Source organism: Paenibacillus sabuli, from assembly GCF_014705605.1.
GTDB classification, from domain to species: domain Bacteria; phylum Bacillota; class Bacilli; order Paenibacillales; family Paenibacillaceae; genus Paenibacillus_D; species Paenibacillus_D sabuli.
In genome coordinates, this window is the sequence record NZ_JACXIZ010000022.1 from 40,028 (window position 1) to 59,501 (window position 19,474).

Genomic DNA, 19,474 nt, shown 5'->3' on the forward strand with positions numbered 1-19,474 from the left:
TCGCGCTACTCGCCCGACACCGCCACTACCAGCGCGTCGCTCTGCGTCGTCCCGCCCGGGCCGGACAGCTCCGCCACGTATGCGTACGTGCCCGGGGGCCGCCCGCTCAGCGCGGTGACCGCCGTCTGCGCCGCCGGCGTCCCCGCCTCCAACGCCTGCGTATCGACCAGCTCGTCATTCTCGTACAGCCGGTACGCCGTCCCGTTCGTGCCCCACCACAGGTTCATCGTGATCGCATAGCTGCCGTCCCCGTCCCAGTTGTCGCTCGCCAGCGTCGGCTTGCCCGGCGCCGCGTCCGTCACCGTCACGGTGTGCGGCGCACATGGCGTCGTGCCGTGGCTGTTGACCAGCTCGCACGTGTACGTGTACGTCCCGTTCGCGCGCCCGCTCACCTCCGTCTCCACCGTTTGCGCCGCCGGCGTCGCATCGGTCAGCGCCCGCTCCTCGAGCAGCTCCCCGTTCTCGTACAGCCGGTACGTCGTCCCGTTGTCCCCCCACCACAGATTCATCGTGATCCGGTAGTCGCCGTCCGCCAGGCCCGTGTCGTGACCGTTGTCGTCCCACAGCACAGGCGTCCCCGGCGCTCCCGCCGCGAGCGGCGTCGCCTCCAGCAGCCGCTCGCCCCACATCCCGAGCGCCGCGGCCTGCGCCGCGTCCAGCTCCTGCCCGCTCGCTTCCTCCACCGCCGCCATATATGCCTGCAGCTGCGCCCGCGCCGCCGCGCCGTCTCCCGCCGCTGCCGCCGTCTCTCCGGCCGCCAGCAGTCCGCTCGCCTGCTCCGCCCAGGCCGCGCCGCCGCTCGCCTCCGTCTCCCCCGCGAAGCGCGTCGTCAGCGCCCCCAGCCCCGCGAAGGTCGGGTAGACGGCGATGCTCAGCTCCGTCTCTATCCGATGCCCCGCCACGTCGCGCGCCGCCGCGCTCACCGTCTGCGGACCGGCCTCCAGCGTGTAGGCGTCCGCCTCCAGCGCCAGGCCGGTGCAGCTCTCCGGCGTCAAGCCGGACAACGCGTCGCTCGCCGCGCACGCGATCCGGACCGTCTGGTCGATCGTATACACGATCGTCCCTTCGCTCGTCTGCGCCTCCAGCGCCTCCAGCGCCAGGACCGGCGCGCTCGCGTCCACCTTGACCTGCATCGTCTGCGCCGTCTCGTCGCCAGCCCCCGCTGCGCGGTAGGCGATCTCGTAGATCCCCTCCGCCAGCGTCACCGGCCCGGTGTAGGGTACATAGCCGTCCGTCGACGGCAGCGTGCCGTACACCGCTTGCGCGGCCGTCAGACGGTAGACGCCCTCCGCGCCCTCCGCTCCCGCCAGCGTCAGCACCGGGGCCGCGACGTACCAGCCGCCCTCCCCGTCCGGCTCCGCCGGCGTCAGCGCCGCGGCGAGCGCGGGCGCTTCCGTCGCCGACTCCACGATGCGCAGATACGGCGCGAACTGCGCGCTCTGCCTTCCCGTGACGCTCGTCGCCAGCCCCTGGCCGTTCATGCTCTGGATGATCGCCAGCTCCGCCGGCTCCGCTGCCGCGAGCTGACCCGCGATATACGCGGTCAGGTCAAATGCGACCCACGCCTGTTGCTCCCCGACCGCTGCCGTATCCAGCTCGCCGACAAGCGCCGGCTTCGTATTCCAGGTCACTGTCCCTTCGTCCCATGCGCCGCTGGTGCTGTAGATGGACAGCGTACCCTCGCTGCCGCGGGTGTCGTGCACCCCGGCATACAGATACAACGTCGCCGACTCGACCTCGCCCTCCAGCTCCGGCAGCGCGAAGCGCATCAGCCCCTCGCGGGTAAAGCCCGGGCTGCCGTCGTCCTTGACGGTCAGATTGCCGTTGCCGTAATTGACATCCGCGTAGCTGCCGCCCCGTACGTAGGCATCCGCGATCGGCTGCACGCGCACGGCCTCGTCTTGAATCTCAAGCTCGATGATCCCGACCCGCGTGTATCCGTCCCAGGTCACCTCGACCGCGAGCCGTGCCATGCCGACTTCGAGCCCCGTGACGACGCCTTGCGGCGATAGGTCCGCCAGCTCGGGGGTTCCGCTGACATAGCGCACCTGCGCCTGCTGCGGATCGAGGAGCGTGCCGTCGGTGCGGTGCGCCTCCCACTGCAGTTGCGCCGTCTCGCCGAGCTTGAGGCTGTACACCGCGGACGTCACGCTGACCGTATCCAGCCGCAGCGGCGTCGTCAGCTCGGGCAGCCCCTCGATCTCAACCTCGGTCAGGCTGTTCCAGGCATTGCTCGTATTGCCGTAGCCGATAATGCGTACATACCGCGTCGGCGTCGGCGCGAAATCGAAGCGCTCCAGCTCGAGCGTCTGACCGCTGCTCTGGCCGCTGTATACGGTGCTCCAATCGTCTCCGTCCGCCGATACCGCGATATCGAAGATCGTCGAACGGGAGGCCCCGCTGTGGAAGGCGATGTCCACATGGTCGATCGTTCGTTCCTGGTCGAGCGCATACTGGATCCACTCTCCTGCTCCAGATGCCGACCAACGGGTACTCAGGTTGCCGTCTACCGTATTCTCGGGCTTGTTGCCGTCGTCGCTGCTGGCCGTCACGACCGACGAAGCGACAGGCTCGCCCACGAAGTGCACCCGGTATTCGGCATATGCCGCTGTCCCGCCGCAATCCTGCACCCGAATTGCGGTCGTGCCCGGCACCCCGTCAGCGGGGATAACCGTCACATCGCAGGAAGCATCCGCAGCCATCGCGCCGACGGCCGGCACAGCCGTCATCCCGTCCTCCAGCGGCACATGATAGGTGAAGGTATCCGCCCTGAACCCGTCCAGCGGCTGCCCGTCCAGCGTGATGCCGTCCAGCAGCGGCCGCGGCGCGGCGGCGAGCTCCCAATCGTCCAGGTCGACCGTCGGCGGCGCGCTCTGCGGCGCATTCTCCCAAGACAGCAGCGGCACGAATCGGATCGCCAGTTGCAGATCTTCCGTCCCCTCGGCCAGCACCGTCAGCTTGTTGAGCGCATTCACCGCCTGGCCCTGCGGATCGGGCGAGGTCGGCAACGGCGCCGCCTCCCGCACGTCGAAGCGAAGGCCGGATGGCGACACGATCTCGGCGTACAGCCGTCGATCGCCGCTGGACAGCATGGCCGAGCGTCCGTCTCCCGCGACCTCGATATCCGCGGTCGTATGCATGAACCAGTAGAGGTCGCCGGGCGCCTTCATCGCGATCTCGTCCTGCACGAGCAGCTCGCGGCGATGATTGCGCAACGCTACGCCGCGCCGTACTTGCTCGGCCTGCTCGGCATAGCCGTCCGACAGATCGGCGATCATGAAGGCCTCGTCCGGCGCCGAGGCCCTACGGACGATGTCCGCCGTGGCGCCCGGCCGTTGCGACGGCGCATAGCCCGGGCTCAGCACCAGCGTATTCTGCCCCTCGGTGCGGCTGCGATAGTAGATCGACTTGCCCTCGCCGAAGTAGCCCGGCAGATTGTAATTGTCGCCGCCCAGGTCGGCCGCCCAGCGCACGCCCAGCGCATCGTAGACGAATGTGCCGAGGTCGAGCTGATTGTGATTCCAGGCGTTGTTGCCGCCCTTGAAGCCGACGAAGGAGGCGTATTCGTCATCCCACGCGCTGCGCATGCTGCCGGAGTCGACCTTGACGAAGTCCTTGTCCAGCGGGAAGTTGACCGCCTCGCTGACGTTCGCGGGATCGTACCACAGCAGATCGAGCGCGCCGCCGCCGGCGCCGACCTGATGGCGCTGGTACCAGGCGACGTCCGGGTCGTCGAAGCGGTCCGCCAGCCAGAAGAAGCTCGGCGTCTGCGTATGATTGACGGCATTGTCGCCATAGTTGAACGCGCCGCGCGGCCCCCCCATGAAGATCGGGAAATACGCGGTCTCGGCGACGCCCGGCTGCGCCGTCACGCCGTAATCCGTGCCGAGCGCGGTATCCAACGTTGCGGCGTAGTACACCAAATAATTGACATTGTACGCCCAGTAGCCGACGCCCTCCTCGCCGGCGCCGTCGGGGGCGAACATCGGCAGCAGCCGCTGGATCGAATGCAGTCCGCCCTCGAGCACATCCGCCGCCAATTCTCCCAGCGCCGCGCTCTCGTCGGCAATCGCCAGCGCCCCCATCGCCATCCCGCCGTTGACGACGGTATTCCAGTTGTTGTTCGTCATCAGCCAGCCGCTGCGCCCGAACGCGCCGTCGACCTCGCCGCGATACACCTGCGCCGCCGGCACGAGCCCCATGTCGCGGATCGCCTCGACCAGGAACGTCCGCTGCGCCGCGCTCCAGCCGTCATAGAACCAGTCGTAGCCGAGCGCAAACGCATTGGTCATCTCCGCGACGTCCAGAAAGTGCTGCGGGTTCCAGTCCGGGAAATTGCCCGCCGCCTCCAGGATGTCCCAGGCCCGATCCAAGTAGATATCGTCCCGCTCAATCTGATACAGGATGCCAAGCCGCTGAATGTCCCGCAGCACGCGTCGGCTCGTCGCCAGCAGACGATAGCCGTCGGGAATATCGTAGGTCGGCAACGGCTGCAGCATCTCGTCTTGCACCTGCTGCTTGAGGCGCAAATACCACTGCTCGACAAGTGGGTCGCCGCCGGCACGGCTGCGCATCGCCGCAAAGTCGTCCGCAGTCGCCATAATCCGCGGGTGCTGCCGGTTCGGATGGCTGGAGATGAGCTGATCGACGATGGTCTGGCCGCTCGGCACCGCGAAGAGCGGGTCCGTCCACGGAATCGTCGTATTCTGCTCCTTCAGCACCACTTCGTCGAACCATACGGTGCCCGTCGCCTGCCAAATGAACAACTGGACGTGCATGCGCGTCGTGCCCGGAGGCGCGGTCACCGTCTCCACGCCAAGCGTCCAGTCCTGATCGCCCTTCCAGCTGCCGATCATCGCATGATCGCCGGTATTGGTCCCGCTGTCGTCGAGGAACTGGACCCGCACCGTCGCGCCCCGCCCGGCGGACTGAAGCTGCTCCGTCTTGACCCGCACCCGCAGCTGGTACGTCTGATTCTCCACGATCCCGCCGACGTATTGACCGGCTGCCGCGCGGGTCTCGACGTCGGCATGGAGGCGAAGCGATCTGGCGCCTTCGTCATACACATCCTCGTCCACGCTTGCCTGGGGCGTACCCTGCGCGGTCCAGAGCCCCCATCCCTCGGGCATGCCGCTTGGCGAGACCGTCTCGAAGCCTCCGCCGCTCAGCAGGTTGTCCGGGAAGCCGGCATTCCCCGAATCGCCGGGGACCGCAGGGGCTTCCTCCTCTGTCGCCTCGACAATATGCAGATACGGTTTGTTTTCTCCCTGTCGGCTATGGACAGAGATCAGCAGACCTTTATTATTGCGTTGCTGCAACAATGCCAGATTGACCGCTGCACCTGCCTCCTGCTGCTGTCGGATATAGGCAGTCAGATCGAGCTCGTGCCATCCCGCGACACTGTCCATTTGCTCCGTCTGCAGCAGATTCCCGACCGTCGGTCGCGTATTCCAGGTCAGCCCCGACTCCTCCCACGCGCCGCTTGCCTCGTAGACGCCCAGCATCGCGGTATCCCCGGCCGTGTCCGCCACCGTGCCGTACAGGCGTAGGCTCGCCGACTCGACCGGGCCTGCGACGGAGGAGAGATCGAAGGTCATGAAGCTCTCCCTCGTAAACGATTCCGAGGTTTCCTGCTTCATCAGCAGCGACGTCCCGGCTCCGTAATTTTGATCGGCATAAGAGCCGCCCCGCACATAGGCGTCTGCCATCGGCTCGAGCCGATACGCACGCGGACCGACCTGCATCTCCAGGCTGCCGGTCACGCCCGAACCGTCCACCGCCTCCGCATATACCGTCACCGATCCGGGACGAATGCCGGTCAGAAGGCCGCTTGAGGCGTCGATCTCGGCCTCGCCGCTGCCGTTATCGACGCGCCAGCTCACATTGCGGTTCGAGGCCTCCGCAGGCTCTGCCTCTGCCCGCATTTGCACGGACTGTCCCGTCGCCACGACCGTCTCGCCCAGCTCCGCACTGACCGTAATGCCGGTTACGGGAACCGCCATGGAAAGCGTCGTTATTTTAAGATAAGGAGCGTCCTCCGCTTCCCGGCTCCAGATATACGTGCCGCGCGAGCCGAGCTCCTGCTTCAGCGCCAAGTTGAGATTCGCCCCGCTCTGCGCCTGCTCCTGCACATACTCCGTCAGATCCAGCTCGTACCATTGCCGCGTATTCGTGATCTCTCGGGCGGCCAGCAGACTGCCTGTCTCCGGCCTCACGTTCCACGTAATCGCGGCTTCATCCCAATCTTCCGCTACCCGAACAACAGACAGATTCGTTTGAGCCGGCGTGTCTCCCTCCACCGCAGCATTGAGATACAACGAAGCTGCTACAATCGGCTCTTCCAGTTCAGGCAATTGAAATTGCAAGTAGCTCTCTCTGCTGTAGGACAGGTTGTTATCGTGCTTGACGACCAGCCTTTGGCTGGAACCGAAGTTCGTGTCAGCGCTCGTCCCCCCTTGCACATAGGCATCGGCCGAGGGGCGCACATAGGTCAGGCCGTCCGTAACCTCCAGCTCCGTCACGGCGGTCTTGACGTTCCCGTTCAGTACCGCCTCTGCTATCAGTTGGGCCTTCCCGTGACTGATGCCGCGAACGACTCCCTCGCTGTCGACCGTGGCCACCTCCGGCTTCGAGCTGATATAGCGCAGCTCCACCTCGCTCCAGTCGACTGGAGCGCCGTTTTTCATCGTGCCTTCGAGCTCCAACTCCAGCGTATCGTCCACCGCCAGATAATCCACGCCTGTATCCATCGTCAGCTCGGCCAGCCCCAGTTGGTTGCCCGGGGGCTCCTTCGGCAAGCCCGCTATCGTCACCTCACTGATACTGTTCCAGGAATTGGACGTATTGCCGTTGCCGACGATTCGCACATAGCGCGCCGGAGTCGCTTCAAATGCAAAGCTTTCGTAATCGCTAGTGACGCCGCTGCTCTGGCCGCTGTATACCTGCTCCCATGCCGCGCCGTCCTCCGACACCAAGATATCAATCGACGTGGCCCGCGTGTGCCCGTTGTAGAACGCGATATCCACCTGATCGAGCGTCTGCAGCTCCGGCAGCTTGTACTGAATCCATTGACCGGCGCCCGAAGCGGACCACCGGGTATTCAAATTATCGTCCAGCGTATTTTGCGGCACATTGCCGTCATCGCCGCTCGCCATGACCGTCTCGTCCTCCGCATACGGCGGATTCAGATAAATCCGGTATTCCGCAGCCCGCCGGCTCGAATCAGAGGGCGTGATCGTTACCGAAACGATGCCCGGCGCGTGCTCCGGGTAGGAAATCTCCACCTCGTCTCCGCTCTCTGCCGCCTCCGCCAGCACAACCGGCACCGCATTCGGACTGGCCGCCTCCATATAATAGGTGAACTTGTCCGCACGGAAGCCGGGAGCGGACTGGCCGTCAATCGTCAGCGATCCGAGCTTCGCGATATCGGCTTCCGGCGCCTCCCACTCCGCCAGCGCCTCTATCGCCGGCCACTGCTGCGGCTGCGCCTCCCACTCCATCAATGGCACCATCAGGATTGCAAGCTGCAGCTCCTCGCTCACCTTGCCGTATACCTCCAGCTTCGAGAACGTATTCTCCGCTTGTCCCTGCGGATTTGGGGACAACGGCATTGGCGCGGAATCGCGAATGCGAAATGCGACACCCGCGCCTTCCGTCAAGATGCGGGCCACTAATTTTTTGTCGCCGTCGCGCAGGACAGCCGTTCGCCCCCCGTCCTCAATTGCAATATCCGCCGTCGTGTGCATGAACCAGTGCACATCCCCCGGCGATTTCAGCTTGAGCTCGTCCTGAATCAAAATTTGCCGGCGATGATCCAGCAGCGCCACCCCGCGAAGGGCTTGCTCCGCCTCGGAATAGCCGGCGCTCAGGTCCGCAATCATGAAGGCCTCGTCGTCGGCCGCGGCATACCCGATCATCTCGGCTACTCCGTCCAGCGCCTGCCCCGGCCCGTTTGAAGGATTCAATACGAGCGTATTTTGCCCTTCGGTCCGCAGCCTGTAATACTCCCACCTCGGGCCGCTTGTATTGAAATAGCCAGGCAGATTGTAGTTATCCGTCCCCAGATCGTTAGCCCATCTTACGCCGAGGGCGTCCAGCACGAACGTTCCGAGATCGAGATTGCCGTGGTTGAAGCGATTGTTGCCGCCCTTGAAGCCGGCGAACACCGCGTAAGGGTCGTCCCAGGCACTGCGCATGCTGCCGGCATCAATGCCTCGGAATACCCGGTCGAGCCCCAGCTCGACGGGCGCACGAACATGATCGGGATCGTACCACAGCAGGTCCAGCTCACTGGCCGCATGTTCCTCCAGATACTTGAGGTGATGATTCGCCAGGTCCGGATCGTCATATCGCTCGGCGAACCAGAAGAAGATCGCGTTCGACACCAGCGCCGTACCGCTGTCCGAGTAGTTGAAGGAGCCCCCGGGTCCACCCATATAGATCGGATAATAAGCCGTCCCGGAGATCCCGGGGGCGTCCGTGAGACCGTAGTCCGTATGCAACGCCGAACGGAGCGAGGCCGCGTAGTAGACGAAATGGCTGGCGTTGTACGACCAGTAGGCTACGCCCTCCCGCCCGCCGCCATCCGGCACGAATCTCGGAAGCACGCGTTGAATCGACTGCAGCCCCGACGCGAGCGCCTCGCCGGCCAATTGCTCGAGCTCCGCAGTCTCGTCGGCGATGGCCAGCGCGCCGATGCCAATGCCGCCGTTGACCACCGTGTTCCAATTGTGGCTCAAGTCCTTCCAGCTGCCGGGCGCCTCGCCGCGATAGACCGCCAGCGTCGGCTCCAGCCCCTTGGAGGCGATGGCCTCCCGCAGGAAAACCTTCTGCTCGTCCGTCCAGACGTCGTATAACCAGTCGAAGCCGATCGCAAAAGCCTGCGTCATCGTCGCGAGGTCCAGATAATGCCCGGGGTTCCAATCCGGGAAGTTGCCCGCGGTCTGCAAAATATCCCATGCGCGCGCTGCGTACGCCGGGTCCTCGTCCACCCTGTACATCATCGCCAACTCCCGCACCGCCGCCAGCACCTGCCCGCTGGCGGGCAAGCGCAGTCCGTCCGGCATCTCGTACACGGGCAGCGCCTCTTGCAGCGTGGCTTGCGCGGCGCTTTTTACCTGCTGGTACATCTGCGAGATGACCGGGTCCGAAGCCTTGTGACTGCGTATCCGATCAAAATCGGCCTCCGTCGCCATCAACCGCGGGTGCGCTTTTCCGGGATGCGCCGCTTTGAGCGCAGCAATGATTTCTCCAGCCTGGGGCAGTTCCGTCTCTGCATCCTCCGCCCGCACCGCCTGGAGCGGCGCCAGCAACGCGACAAGAAGTGCCCCGACCAGCGCATATGCGGCACGGCGCATCGTAATCTGCATGCAATTCATTATCCATACCCCTTCCTTCATCATGTATTCGCTTACAATTTGCGATTTACACAACCTTTTTCGCCGGCCCGTTCGCTCGAACCGCTGCATGGCAGCGGCGGGAGCGTCCCCGCCCCCGCTCGCCTTGCGTGCTAGCCGTTTACATACCGATCATAGGCCTGTTGTTCCAACTCGACCATTTCTTCGACGCCCATCGATTTCAGCTTGGCGCGGAAGGCGTCGATGTTATCCCCGACCGGCTCCACGCCGAGCACCCATTTTTGCATCGTCTCGTCCACATACGTCTTGATAGCGGAATAAAGGGTATTGATCCGTTCTTTTTCCTCGTTTGTGTACGCCAACTGCGGGTACGGATCAATGGCATAGCCATTGTCCATGTACTCCTGCACGCCCTTCAGCGCGATCTCATCCATCCACTGCTTTTCGTAATCAAAGTTCTGATGGAACGCGATCTCGATCTGCGCGCCGTCCTGCTGCAAACGGGCAAGCGCGCCCAACTCGTTGTTCAAAATCTCGTCCTTGAATATCGGCTGGCCGTCCTGCATGTCGTAATGGACGCCTTCGACGCCGAAGTTCATCAGTCTGCGGCCGGTTTCCGTGAACCAGAAGTCGAAATATTTAATCGCCTCGACTTGATGCTCGCTGGAGGAGGAGATGCCCCATCCGCTGGAGCCGACGGCCGCCCGCTTCGTCTCTTCCCGGATGACGCCGTCCGTGCCCGCCGGAGGCGCAATCGGCAAGAACGCAAAATCAGGCCATTTTTCTTTCACGATATTGTTGTAGCCTGCCGTACTGCCGAACCAGTCATGCGTCGAGCCGCCGACGTCGTCGCCAAGCAGGATGTCCCTGGCCTTGCCCCCGCGCGTGTAAATTTCCGGGTCGATGAGTCCTTCCGCATACCACTTGGCCATTTCGGTAAGCGCTGTCTCAAATGCCGGCTCGTACGGACCGAACTTGACCTTGCCGTCCTCCACATATTTGTTGCCCCGCGCCTGCCACATAATCATCAACGCGTTGACGCCGACCGTGCTGCGGTTGAAGTAAGGAATCTCGTCCTGCTTGCCGTTCCCGTTAGGGTCCTGCTCGCGGAAGGCCTTCAGCACCGCGTAGTATTCGTCGACTGTCGTCGGCACGTCGAGCTGCAGCGCATCCAGCCAGTCCTGACGAATGAACCAACCGCTCGCGGCCTCGCCGTCCGGCACGAAATTCAGAAAGTAGATATTGCCGTCCGGCGCCGTCGCGAAGCGTCGTACATCCGGACGCTCCTCGAGAAACGCCTGGATGTGCGGCGCATGCTCCTCGATCAGGTCATTCAGCGGTACGAATGCCCCGTCCATTCCGAGCTCGTTGTACGTGTCCTTTTTGTTGAATGCGACAATGTCCGGCATATCGCCCGAGGCGATCATAATATTGAACATCTCCTCGCTGTTGGTCGAGGTCTCGGATGCCGTCCCCTTCAGCTCGATATTGGTGAGCTCGGCCGCCTTCTGAAAGGTCATCCAATCATCGTCGTAGATGATCGTATTGCCCAGGTGCAGATGCAACGTCAACTCCGTCGGCTCCTCTGCGGCCAAAAACTCGGAGCCGGCCTCGCTGCCATCTTGTGCCTCGGAGCCCGTCTTTTCCGGCCCGTCTCCGTGATTCTGCGCCGGCGCCTCGCCCTGCGGCTCGTTCGCAGGCTCGCCTCCGCTGCAGCCCGCCAGCAGCGCCGTCAACAGTGTAACGCCTGCCAGCATTGACCATCTCTTTTGCATCGGCTGATTACCCCTCCTTGTTTTTCCCAATCGTATCGTCGTATTTTCAATCGTGTCGTCCTGCCCGCTAGCCTTTGATCGAGCCGACCATCACCCCCTTGACGAAATACTTCTGAATGAACGGATAGACGGCCACGATCGGAATAATGGAGACGACAATGGTGGCGTAAATGATCGTCTCCTTGGAGAAGACGGCCACATCCTGCAGTTGCACTGCTTCTTCGTTCACGGTCATTTCCACGACAATCTTCTTCAACAGCACCTGCAGCGGAATTTTGCTCTCGTCCTTGAGCAATACCATCGCCCAGAAGTAACCGTTCCAGCGCAGCACGGCATAGAACAGGCCGATGGTCGTCAGCGCCGCCTTCGACAGCGGCAAGTACACCCGCCAAATGATCTGCAAATCGTTGGCGCCGTCAATCTTGGCCGATTCCTCCAGCGCATCCGGAATACTCTGGAAAAATGTGCGCATCAAAAATACGTAAAACGTCGCGATCGCAAAGCCGAATAAAATGCCGGCGCGCGAATCCAGCAGGCCGAGATCGCGAAAGTTGAGAAACATCGGAATCATGCCGGCGTTGAACCACATCGTAAAGGCAATGAAAAAACTGATGAACGTGCCGCCCATCAAGCGCCGCTTGGACAGCGGATAGGCGCCGCATATGGTCAAGAGCAAATTGACGGCCACGCCCGCAATCGTGTAATACAGCGTGTTGGCATAAGCGATCCATATGCCGGGCTCCCGCAGCACCTCGCTATACGCGGCGAGCGTGAAGTCGTGCGGGAGCAGCAGCACCTGCCCCGTATTCACCGCCTCGGCGGAGCTGATCGACGCGGACAGCACGTAGACAAACGGATACAAGGCCGCCAAAGCAAACAAGGTCAAAAATCCGTAATTGAACACTGCGAATATACGTTCCCCGTTCGTCTGTTTCAAGTGCGTTCACCTACCATAGCCCGGTATCGGTCAATTTTTTGCTCACCTTGTTGGCGAAAATAACTAAGATCAGCGCCACCACCCCGTTAAACATGCCGACGGCCGTCGCGAGGTCGTAGTTGCCCTCCTGCAAGCCGGTGCGGTAGACATACGTGCTGATGACATCCGCCGTCTCGTACGTGGAGGGCTGGTACAGCAGGATAATGGCCTCGTAGCCCACCTCCAGCAGTTGCCCCACCTTCATGATCAGCATAATCGCTACCGTCGGCAAAATCGCGGGCAGCGTGACATGCCAGGTCTGCTTCCAGCGGTTGGCGCCGTCGATGACGGCCGCCTCGTACAGACTCGGGTTGACGCCGGATAAGGCCGCGATATAAATGATGGTCGCGAAGCCCGCTTCCTTCCAGATGTCCATCGAGGCGATGAAAATCGTTCGGAAATAGTCCGGGTGAATCAGGAAGTAGATTTTCTCCCCGCCCAGTTTCTCGATCAAAATGTTGACCAGGCCGTTGCTCGGCGCCAGCAGATTCGTGACCAGACCGGCGACAATGACGACGGAAATAAAATGCGGCAAGTACGTAAGCGTTTGCACAATCTTTTTAAAAGCAAGTCGCCGCACTTCGTTAAGCAATAGCGCTAAAATGATCGGAAACGGAAAGGCAAACACCAGCTGGTAAAGACTGAGCAAAAACGTATTTTTCAACGTGCGCCAAAAATACGGCCCTGTAAAAAACGCTTCAAAATGCTCGAATCCGACCCAGGGGCTCCCTTCGATTCCTTTGAACAAGCTAAAATCCTGAAACGCGATCAGCAGACCGTACAGCGGCTTGTATTGAAACAAAACATACCAGACCACAAACGGAACTAACAAGCCATATAAATAACGATCCTGCAGCAGACGCGCCCTCACTCTGGCCAAACGATTCAACCCCCATTCATTCCCTTCCGGCAAGCTTCACTGGTCGCCGCTCGCGTCGGCTCCCGGTGTCTTCGCCACTATATCCCAAATGAGGAGACGGGGTCCATCCTCATTATTTCCGATGTCGTCGTTTCATGCAGTGCAGATGCGCTCAGGGAAGGGGAGAAGAAATGCACATCGTCGAAAAGAAGGGGATTGGCATTCGGCAAGGACGCTCCCTACGCACGTACAACGCAAATAAGGGCGCTCCTCTGGCGCCCTTGATGCATTTGCTGAACGCTATACGTTACATTCCACTGCGCGCCATGCCAATCAGGGCCTTCCGGGCACACCTCCCCCGTTCGCCGCGCGGCCAATCGCCTCCAGCGCCGGTACGGCCTTTCCATACAGCGGCGGCTCGCGCCGCACCGGAGCCGCCCAATGAACGGCATTGGAGATGACGCGCAGCACATTCGAATCGCGATAGGTGGGATACCGCTCATGCCCGGGGCGGAAGTAGAAAATCTTGCCCTGCCCGCGATGAAAGCAGCACCCGCTGCGAAACACATTCCCGCCTGCAAACCAACTGGTGAAGACAACCTCGTCCGGCGCGGGAATATCAAAAAATTCGCCGTACATCTCCTCCTGGGCCAATTCAAAATACGGGCCGATGCCCGATGCGATGGGGTGTCCGGGCGCCGTCACCCAGAGCCGCTCCTTCTCTCCTGCATCGCGATACAGCAAGGAGCAGCTGGTGCCCATGAGCTTGCGGAACACCTTGGCGTAGTGCGCGGAATGCAGCGCCACCAGCCCCATCCCCCGGAGCACCCGCGCAGCGACGCGATCGGCAATCTCGTCGCGCACCTCCCTATGGGCGAGGTGGCCCCACCAGATCAACACATCCGTATCCGCCAGCACCTCCTCCGACAGCCCATGCTCCGGTTCGTCCAGCGTCGCCGTACGAATCGCCAGGCCGCCCGTCAGCCCTTCGGCAATCGCGTGATGCATCCCCAGCGGGTACAGCGCCTGTACATCCGGGTGCTCCCGCTCGTGACGGTATTCATTCCAGATCGTCACCTTGATCGCTTCGCTCATTCGCCCAACCTCACCTCCCGGCCTCTGCCGGCCGATTCATAGAGTGCGCCGAGGATCGCGATCCTGTCGACCCCTTCCTCCGGGGTATACAGCGGCTGCGACCGCCCAAGCATGCAATCGACGAAGTGATGGATATTGCGGGCATGGGGCAGCTCGTGCGGCGGTGTCAGACGAGGCGCGATGTCGCACAATGCGCCTGCAAGCTCCGTCATCAGCTTCAGCTCGGCGTTGCGCAGACTGCAGCCGGCCTGCGTACCGCGCAGCTCGACGAACTTGATATCCTCCTCCACATTGGCGGCCCAACTGAATTCGAGCTGCAGCGAGGCGCCATTGTCAAAACGAATGAAGCCGGTCGCCAGGTCCTCCACGTCGAAGGTGCCGCCCTCGACGAGGGTGCCGAAGCGCGCGTCGGGAGACACCGCGATCGTCGAATCGGCGAACTTCGTGTAGGTCGCACCGCTGACGGCGATCGGCCGCGGATTGCCCATCAGCCAGATGGCGACATCGAGCATATGTACGCCCAGATCGATCAGCGGCCCGCCACCGGACAGCGCCTTGGTCGTGAACCAGCCGCCGCGGCCCGGAATGCCGCGTCGCCTCAGCCAACCGGCCCGAGCCGTATAGATCTCGCCCATTGCGCCGGTATCGATGTATGCCTTGAGGAACCGGGCCTGCGGCGTGAAGCGATTGTTGCGCATCGCCATCAGCACCTTGCCGGCGCGCTGCGCCGCATCGGCCATCCGCCTGGCCTCCGACGGACTGATCGCATCCGGCTTCTCGCTAAAAACGTGCAGGCCCCGGTCCAGTGCCGCGACGGCGATGCCGGAATGGTAGATATTCGGCGTACAGATGTCGATCGCATCCAATTCTTCTTGCTCCAGCATCTCCTCGTAGCTGCTGTAAACGCGACGTACGCCGAGTCGCTCGGCCTGCGCTTGCGCGGCAGGCAGATGCGTATCGCAGAGCGCGGCAATCTCGACATCCGGATTCGCCAGCCATCCCGGCGCATGCGCGCCTTCGAATATTTTTCCCGTGCCGACAATCCCGATTTTCAGCTTGCGCATGGGTAATCCCACCTTTTCTACTCGATTTGGCTTGCCCGCGCCGCTAGCCCTTGACGGCGCCGATGGTCAAGCCCTTGACAAAGTATTTCTGCAGAAATGCGAACAAAAACATGACCGGGAGCGAGGTAAGCACCATCATCGCGTACATGATCGAATCCGTCGGCACCGTTGACGGATCAATTGGCTGGCCGCCCGGATCGACGCCTCCGCTCCGCACCATTTCAATGTAGCTCGTAATGTTTTTCAAGATGAGTTGAATCGGATAGAGCGTCGGCCGATCAATGAACAATAGCGCGTGGAACGTCTCGTTCCAGTAATGCAGCGTCATCATCAGCGCCACCGTCGCCAGCGCCGGCTTCGACAGCGGGAGCACGATGTTCCAGTACACACGAAAGTCCGAGCAACCGTCGATCTTCGCCGACTCCAGCAGGGCCGGCGGAATTTCCTGAAAAAACACCCGCAGCATAAAAATTTGGAACGGCGCGGCAAAGGCCGGTACAATTAGCGCTATCAGCATGTTTTTCCAATCCAGATACTGCACGACCAGGATGTAAAGCGGGACGATGCCGCCACTGAAAATCATCGTCACGAAAATATAAATGGAAACGGCGCCGCGATACCGGAAATCGCGCCGCGCCAGCGCATAGGCCACCATCGAGGTCACGAGCATATTGCCCGCCGTGCCGATGACCACAATCAGCATGGAATTGCGGTAGCCGGCCAGCAGCGAGCTCGGGTCCATCCAGATGAATGCATACGCCTTCCAGGAAAACTCGGCCGGGAACAACTGATAACCGTGCGTCTGAATGACGGCGCTATCGGTCAGCGAAATCGAAATCGTCAATAGCATCGGCAGCAGGCACATGAAGCAGAACAACAGCAAACAAGCGTGCACGACCGTCTGATGAACGGACCATCTGACGCGCATGTCCATCCCCCTCTCTTTAAAACAGGCCATAATCCCGGTTGACCCGCTTGGCCAGCCAGTTCGTCCCGAGAATCATGAAAAATCCGACCACCGATTGGAAGACACCGACCGCCGCGCTCATCGCAAAATCGCCGTTGACGGTAAGCGCTCGAAACACATACGTATCCAGCACGTCCGTCACCGGGAACAGCGCGCTGATATTGCGCGGCACGAAATAAAATAACCCGAAGTCGGCACGCAGAATATTGCCGATGGCCAGAATGGTCAGCATCACCATCATCGGGATCAAAAACGGCACAGAGATATGGCGGATCGATTGCACCCGCGTCGCGCCGTCGATCTCGGCCGCTTCGAACAGCTCCTTGTCGATGCTCATCAGCGCGGAATAATAGATCAGGCTGCTGAAGCCGGTTCCCTTCCATACCGCGACAAGCGGCAAAATAATGAGCCAATACCAAGGCTCCGAGTAAAAGCTCACTTCATGTCCGGTCAGCTTGCGGATGAGCGTGGTCAGCATGCCGGTAGACGGGCCCAGCAGCGTCGTCATCATTAATCCGACGAGCACCCAGGAAAAAAAATACGGAAAAAACATGACCGATTGATACGCCTTCAGCAGCTTTTTGCTGGCAATCTCATAGAGCAGCAGCGCAAAAAGTACGCCGGCCAGCAATTCGGCTGCAATGAGAAGCGCGTTCAAGCCGATTGTGTTGCGCAGAATGCGCCAGGCATCCGCAGATTGAAAGAAAAATGCAAAATTTTCAAAGCCGTTCCACGGACTTCCGAACATCCCTTTTACCGGAACGTAATCCTTGAACGCCAGGATAATGCCGGCCATCGGAAGATACGCGAATACAAAAATCTTCAAGATGGCCGGCAACGTCATGGCAATCAACTGCCCGTTTTTTCGCAAGCTGGTATGTTTCTTGCTTCGCCGGCGCCCCCCTGTTTGCATATATGCCCGCACTCCTTTCTTGCCTGATGGAGTCGCCATGTGACGACTCGAGCTCAGTATAGCGCCGCTCCCCGTCGTCGCCTACTGCAAGATCGTCCGAATTCGCTCCAAATGCGGCACCTTGTTCAGCGCGATTTCATCACGCTCCGATTTCGAAATTCGTTTGGCGTAATGCCGTTGTATTTTTTAAACAGGGTATAAAAATAATTGACATTCACGAAGCCGCTGCGCTCCGCCGCCTCTTGAACCGTTAACCCGTCACCCTCAAGCAAGGCTTTGGCCCGCTCCAGCCGATAGCGCGTGATGGACTCGCCGAGCGATTCGCCCGATGCTTTCAGGTACAGCGTCCGCAAATATTTCGCCGACAGCTCGAAGCGCTGCGCAATCAGGTCGGGGCTAAGATTCGGATTCGCATAGTCGGCTTCGACATAGGCCCGCACCTCTTGCAAAATTTCGCTGTAACGCTCGTATTTCTGCATCGCTTGCTGCGAACGGCGGGCGACATCCAGCAGCCTGGCCATCAGCATATGCAAGCGCTCCGACAACTCCTCCAGCGTCTCAAGCTCGGCAATCCGTCCCGCCAGCTCGAGAAAAGGCCCGTAGTTCATCTCGTCCGCCAGCGCCCTGTAGGGCTGCAGCCCTTCCTTCAGCGCCATCGCCAGCCGCAGCACCATCGTCTGGACAGAGGCAGCGGCGTGACCGCGCGTGCTTTCCACCAGCACGCCGCACTGCCGGCGCATGGCTTCGCCGTCACCCTCAAACAGCGCCGCAATCAACGCTTTTACCGCCTCTTCCGGAAGGTCGTATTCCTTTTTTTTGATCGCCTCGATGCGGGAGACATGCAGCAGCGCGCGCGGCCCTTCGTATAGCGTATATTCCAGCGCCTCGAAGCAGCGCGCGATACTGCTCGGGATGTCCGTCAGCTCCTCCACCCCTTCGCCCAGCGCAGCCGACAGAGACTGGCCGAGGTAGCTCGCCACCTTGTCCTGAATGTCCGCCGCGAGCCGCTCCAGGCGGATGGCAACGGCCTCGCTGTCTTGCACGTCCAGATTCAACAACAGGGCGAGGTAACCGTTGCCCAGATCGACCGCTTCATGCACGGCGTAGGGCGCCGCCAGCTCGCTGGACACGTTCATGATGCCGTAGGCCAGCAGCTCGCGGTCTGCCTGCGTATACTGCCGGCAATAGGCGGCATAGCGATCGATCTTGAAGACTACCGTCATGAAGCCCAGCTCCAGGCGGAACGCAATCTGGTACCTGGCCAGCCGCTGCCGCAGCACCTCTTCCTCCAGCTCCCGCGATGCGAGCAAGCGCAAAAACTGCTGTTTTTTGGAGAAGTCGCTATTCTTCTCGCGGTCATGCCGGGTTTCCAGCTCCCGGATTTTACGATTGAACAAGCCATAGACGAATCTGGAGATGTACAGCGCCGCCAGCACCGACAAGACGGTGACGATGCCAAAGATAACCCACGTCCACACCACCAGTTGCTTGAACGTGCCGGCTATCGCCGCATACGGCGTAAACCGTATGTATTTCCAGTCCGGCAGCGGCGAGGACACGTACGTCACGAGTTCCTTCCGCCCCTCTGTCGTCCGGATGAAATGACCCGCTGGCGCCTCTGCTGCGAGGATCGGGGCAATGCGCTCGTCCGCGCGCGCGCCGCTTAAATAACCATACTCGGCATTGCCCACCACGATCTGGCCGGCGGAATCAACCACCAGCGTATTGCCGCTCACACGGGGGTCCATCGACTCGATCGTATGCTGCAGCCATTGCTGCGATACGTTGAGTACGATCGCATTGGCGATCGGGCTGGAGCTGCTGTCGTAGAAGACGAACGAATAGACGGCGTCCGTCTGCTCCAGGCTCGGGGACGAACTCGCATAGCCCTCCGGCGCCGGAATCGCCCGCGCGATCGGGCGCAGATTGGCAATCCCGCCCTCTCGCAGCCGACGTACGATGTCCCGATCCGGAAAGTCGTCCGCCGCATACGCCTTGCCATCGAAATACATGTGTCCCGCGCGACGATTGTAAATGTAGATGGAATTCAAGAACGGCAGGTTAAGGTGAACGCTGCCGACCTGATTAAGCAGCGAGGCCATCTCGAGCTCGCTCAGGTCGGCCTGGTTCATCAGCTTCAGTACGGATGGATTGGCGTACAATTGAATCAGCGTCATCTTGGCCGCTTCGAACATAAAGTTTGTGCTGTAGCTGATTTGCCCGAGCGCCTCTGCGGTGGAGGTCTGTACCAGCCTGACGGAATGCCGCTCGGCGCTCTTGTACATCGCCACGGACAACGCAATATTCGCCGCCATAACGATGGCGACGAACGAGAGGAATAGTTTAAAATAGCTAAGGATGGCCCCTCTTTTTCGGCGGCCGATGAACGCGGGCATGCTTCCACTCCCCCTCATGATGCGCTGCCGCCCCGGCTGCAGGCCCGGCCGCGAACGGCCGGGAGCCCGTGCC

The 19,474-nt window shown here is 61.3% G+C and carries 9 protein-coding genes; all 9 read right to left on the reverse strand.

The features are described from left to right. Positions 1-5: 5 nt before the first annotated feature. A complete protein-coding gene (locus tag IDH44_RS14050) occupies positions 6-9,377 on the reverse strand; it encodes a CBM96 family carbohydrate-binding protein (RefSeq protein ID WP_190918645.1) in 9,372 nt (3,123 codons plus the stop codon). Positions 9,378-9,508: 131 nt separating this feature from the next. Next, positions 9,509-11,131, reverse strand: a complete 1,623-nt coding sequence (locus IDH44_RS14055; protein WP_190918647.1) for an extracellular solute-binding protein — start codon at positions 11,129-11,131, stop codon at positions 9,509-9,511. 67 nt (positions 11,132-11,198) lie between these two features. Continuing rightward, positions 11,199-12,068, reverse strand: coding sequence for a carbohydrate ABC transporter permease (locus tag IDH44_RS14060; protein ID WP_190918649.1), 870 nt, complete (start codon positions 12,066-12,068; stop codon positions 11,199-11,201). A gap of 10 nt (positions 12,069-12,078) precedes the next feature. Continuing rightward, positions 12,079-12,978 carry an ABC transporter permease gene (locus IDH44_RS14065; protein ID WP_190918747.1) on the reverse strand — a complete coding sequence of 300 codons (900 nt, stop codon included), beginning with the start codon at positions 12,976-12,978 and terminating at the stop codon, positions 12,079-12,081. Between the two features lie 321 nt (positions 12,979-13,299). Beyond that, on the reverse strand, positions 13,300-14,061 hold the full coding sequence (locus tag IDH44_RS14070) for a ThuA domain-containing protein (RefSeq protein ID WP_190918651.1): 762 nt from the start codon (positions 14,059-14,061) through the stop codon (positions 13,300-13,302). After that, positions 14,058-15,125: a Gfo/Idh/MocA family protein gene (locus IDH44_RS14075; RefSeq protein ID WP_190918653.1), complete on the reverse strand. Its 1,068-nt coding sequence runs from the start codon at positions 15,123-15,125 to the stop codon at positions 14,058-14,060. The genes IDH44_RS14070 and IDH44_RS14075 overlap by 4 nt, the downstream gene beginning before the upstream one ends. Before the next feature lie 43 nt (positions 15,126-15,168). Next, a complete protein-coding gene (locus IDH44_RS14080) occupies positions 15,169-16,053 on the reverse strand; it encodes a carbohydrate ABC transporter permease (protein ID WP_190918655.1) in 885 nt (294 codons plus the stop codon). A 16-nt stretch (positions 16,054-16,069) separates the two neighbouring features. After that, on the reverse strand, positions 16,070-16,963 hold the full coding sequence (locus tag IDH44_RS14085; protein ID WP_223869676.1) for an ABC transporter permease: 894 nt from the start codon (positions 16,961-16,963) through the stop codon (positions 16,070-16,072). A 167-nt stretch (positions 16,964-17,130) separates the two neighbouring features. Beyond that, on the reverse strand, positions 17,131-19,401 hold the full coding sequence (locus tag IDH44_RS14090) for a cache domain-containing protein (RefSeq protein ID WP_190918658.1): 2,271 nt from the start codon (positions 19,399-19,401) through the stop codon (positions 17,131-17,133). Positions 19,402-19,474: the final 73 nt, after the last annotated feature.

What these genes read in the sequence shown, in the direction of transcription:
- IDH44_RS14050 (WP_190918645.1), bottom strand. Translation starts at nt 9,377, where the DNA reads ATGAATTGCATGCAGATTACGATGCGCCGTGCCGCATATGCGCTGGTC.
- IDH44_RS14055 (WP_190918647.1), bottom strand. Translation starts at nt 11,131, where the DNA reads ATGCAAAAGAGATGGTCAATGCTGGCAGGCGTTACACTGTTGACGGCG.
- IDH44_RS14070 (WP_190918651.1), bottom strand. Translation starts at nt 14,061, where the DNA reads ATGAGCGAAGCGATCAAGGTGACGATCTGGAATGAATACCGTCACGAG.
- IDH44_RS14075 (WP_190918653.1), bottom strand. Translation starts at nt 15,125, where the DNA reads ATGCGCAAGCTGAAAATCGGGATTGTCGGCACGGGAAAAATATTCGAA.
- IDH44_RS14080 (WP_190918655.1), bottom strand. Translation starts at nt 16,053, where the DNA reads ATGCGCGTCAGATGGTCCGTTCATCAGACGGTCGTGCACGCTTGTTTG.
- IDH44_RS14090 (WP_190918658.1), bottom strand. Translation starts at nt 19,401, where the DNA reads ATGCCCGCGTTCATCGGCCGCCGAAAAAGAGGGGCCATCCTTAGCTAT.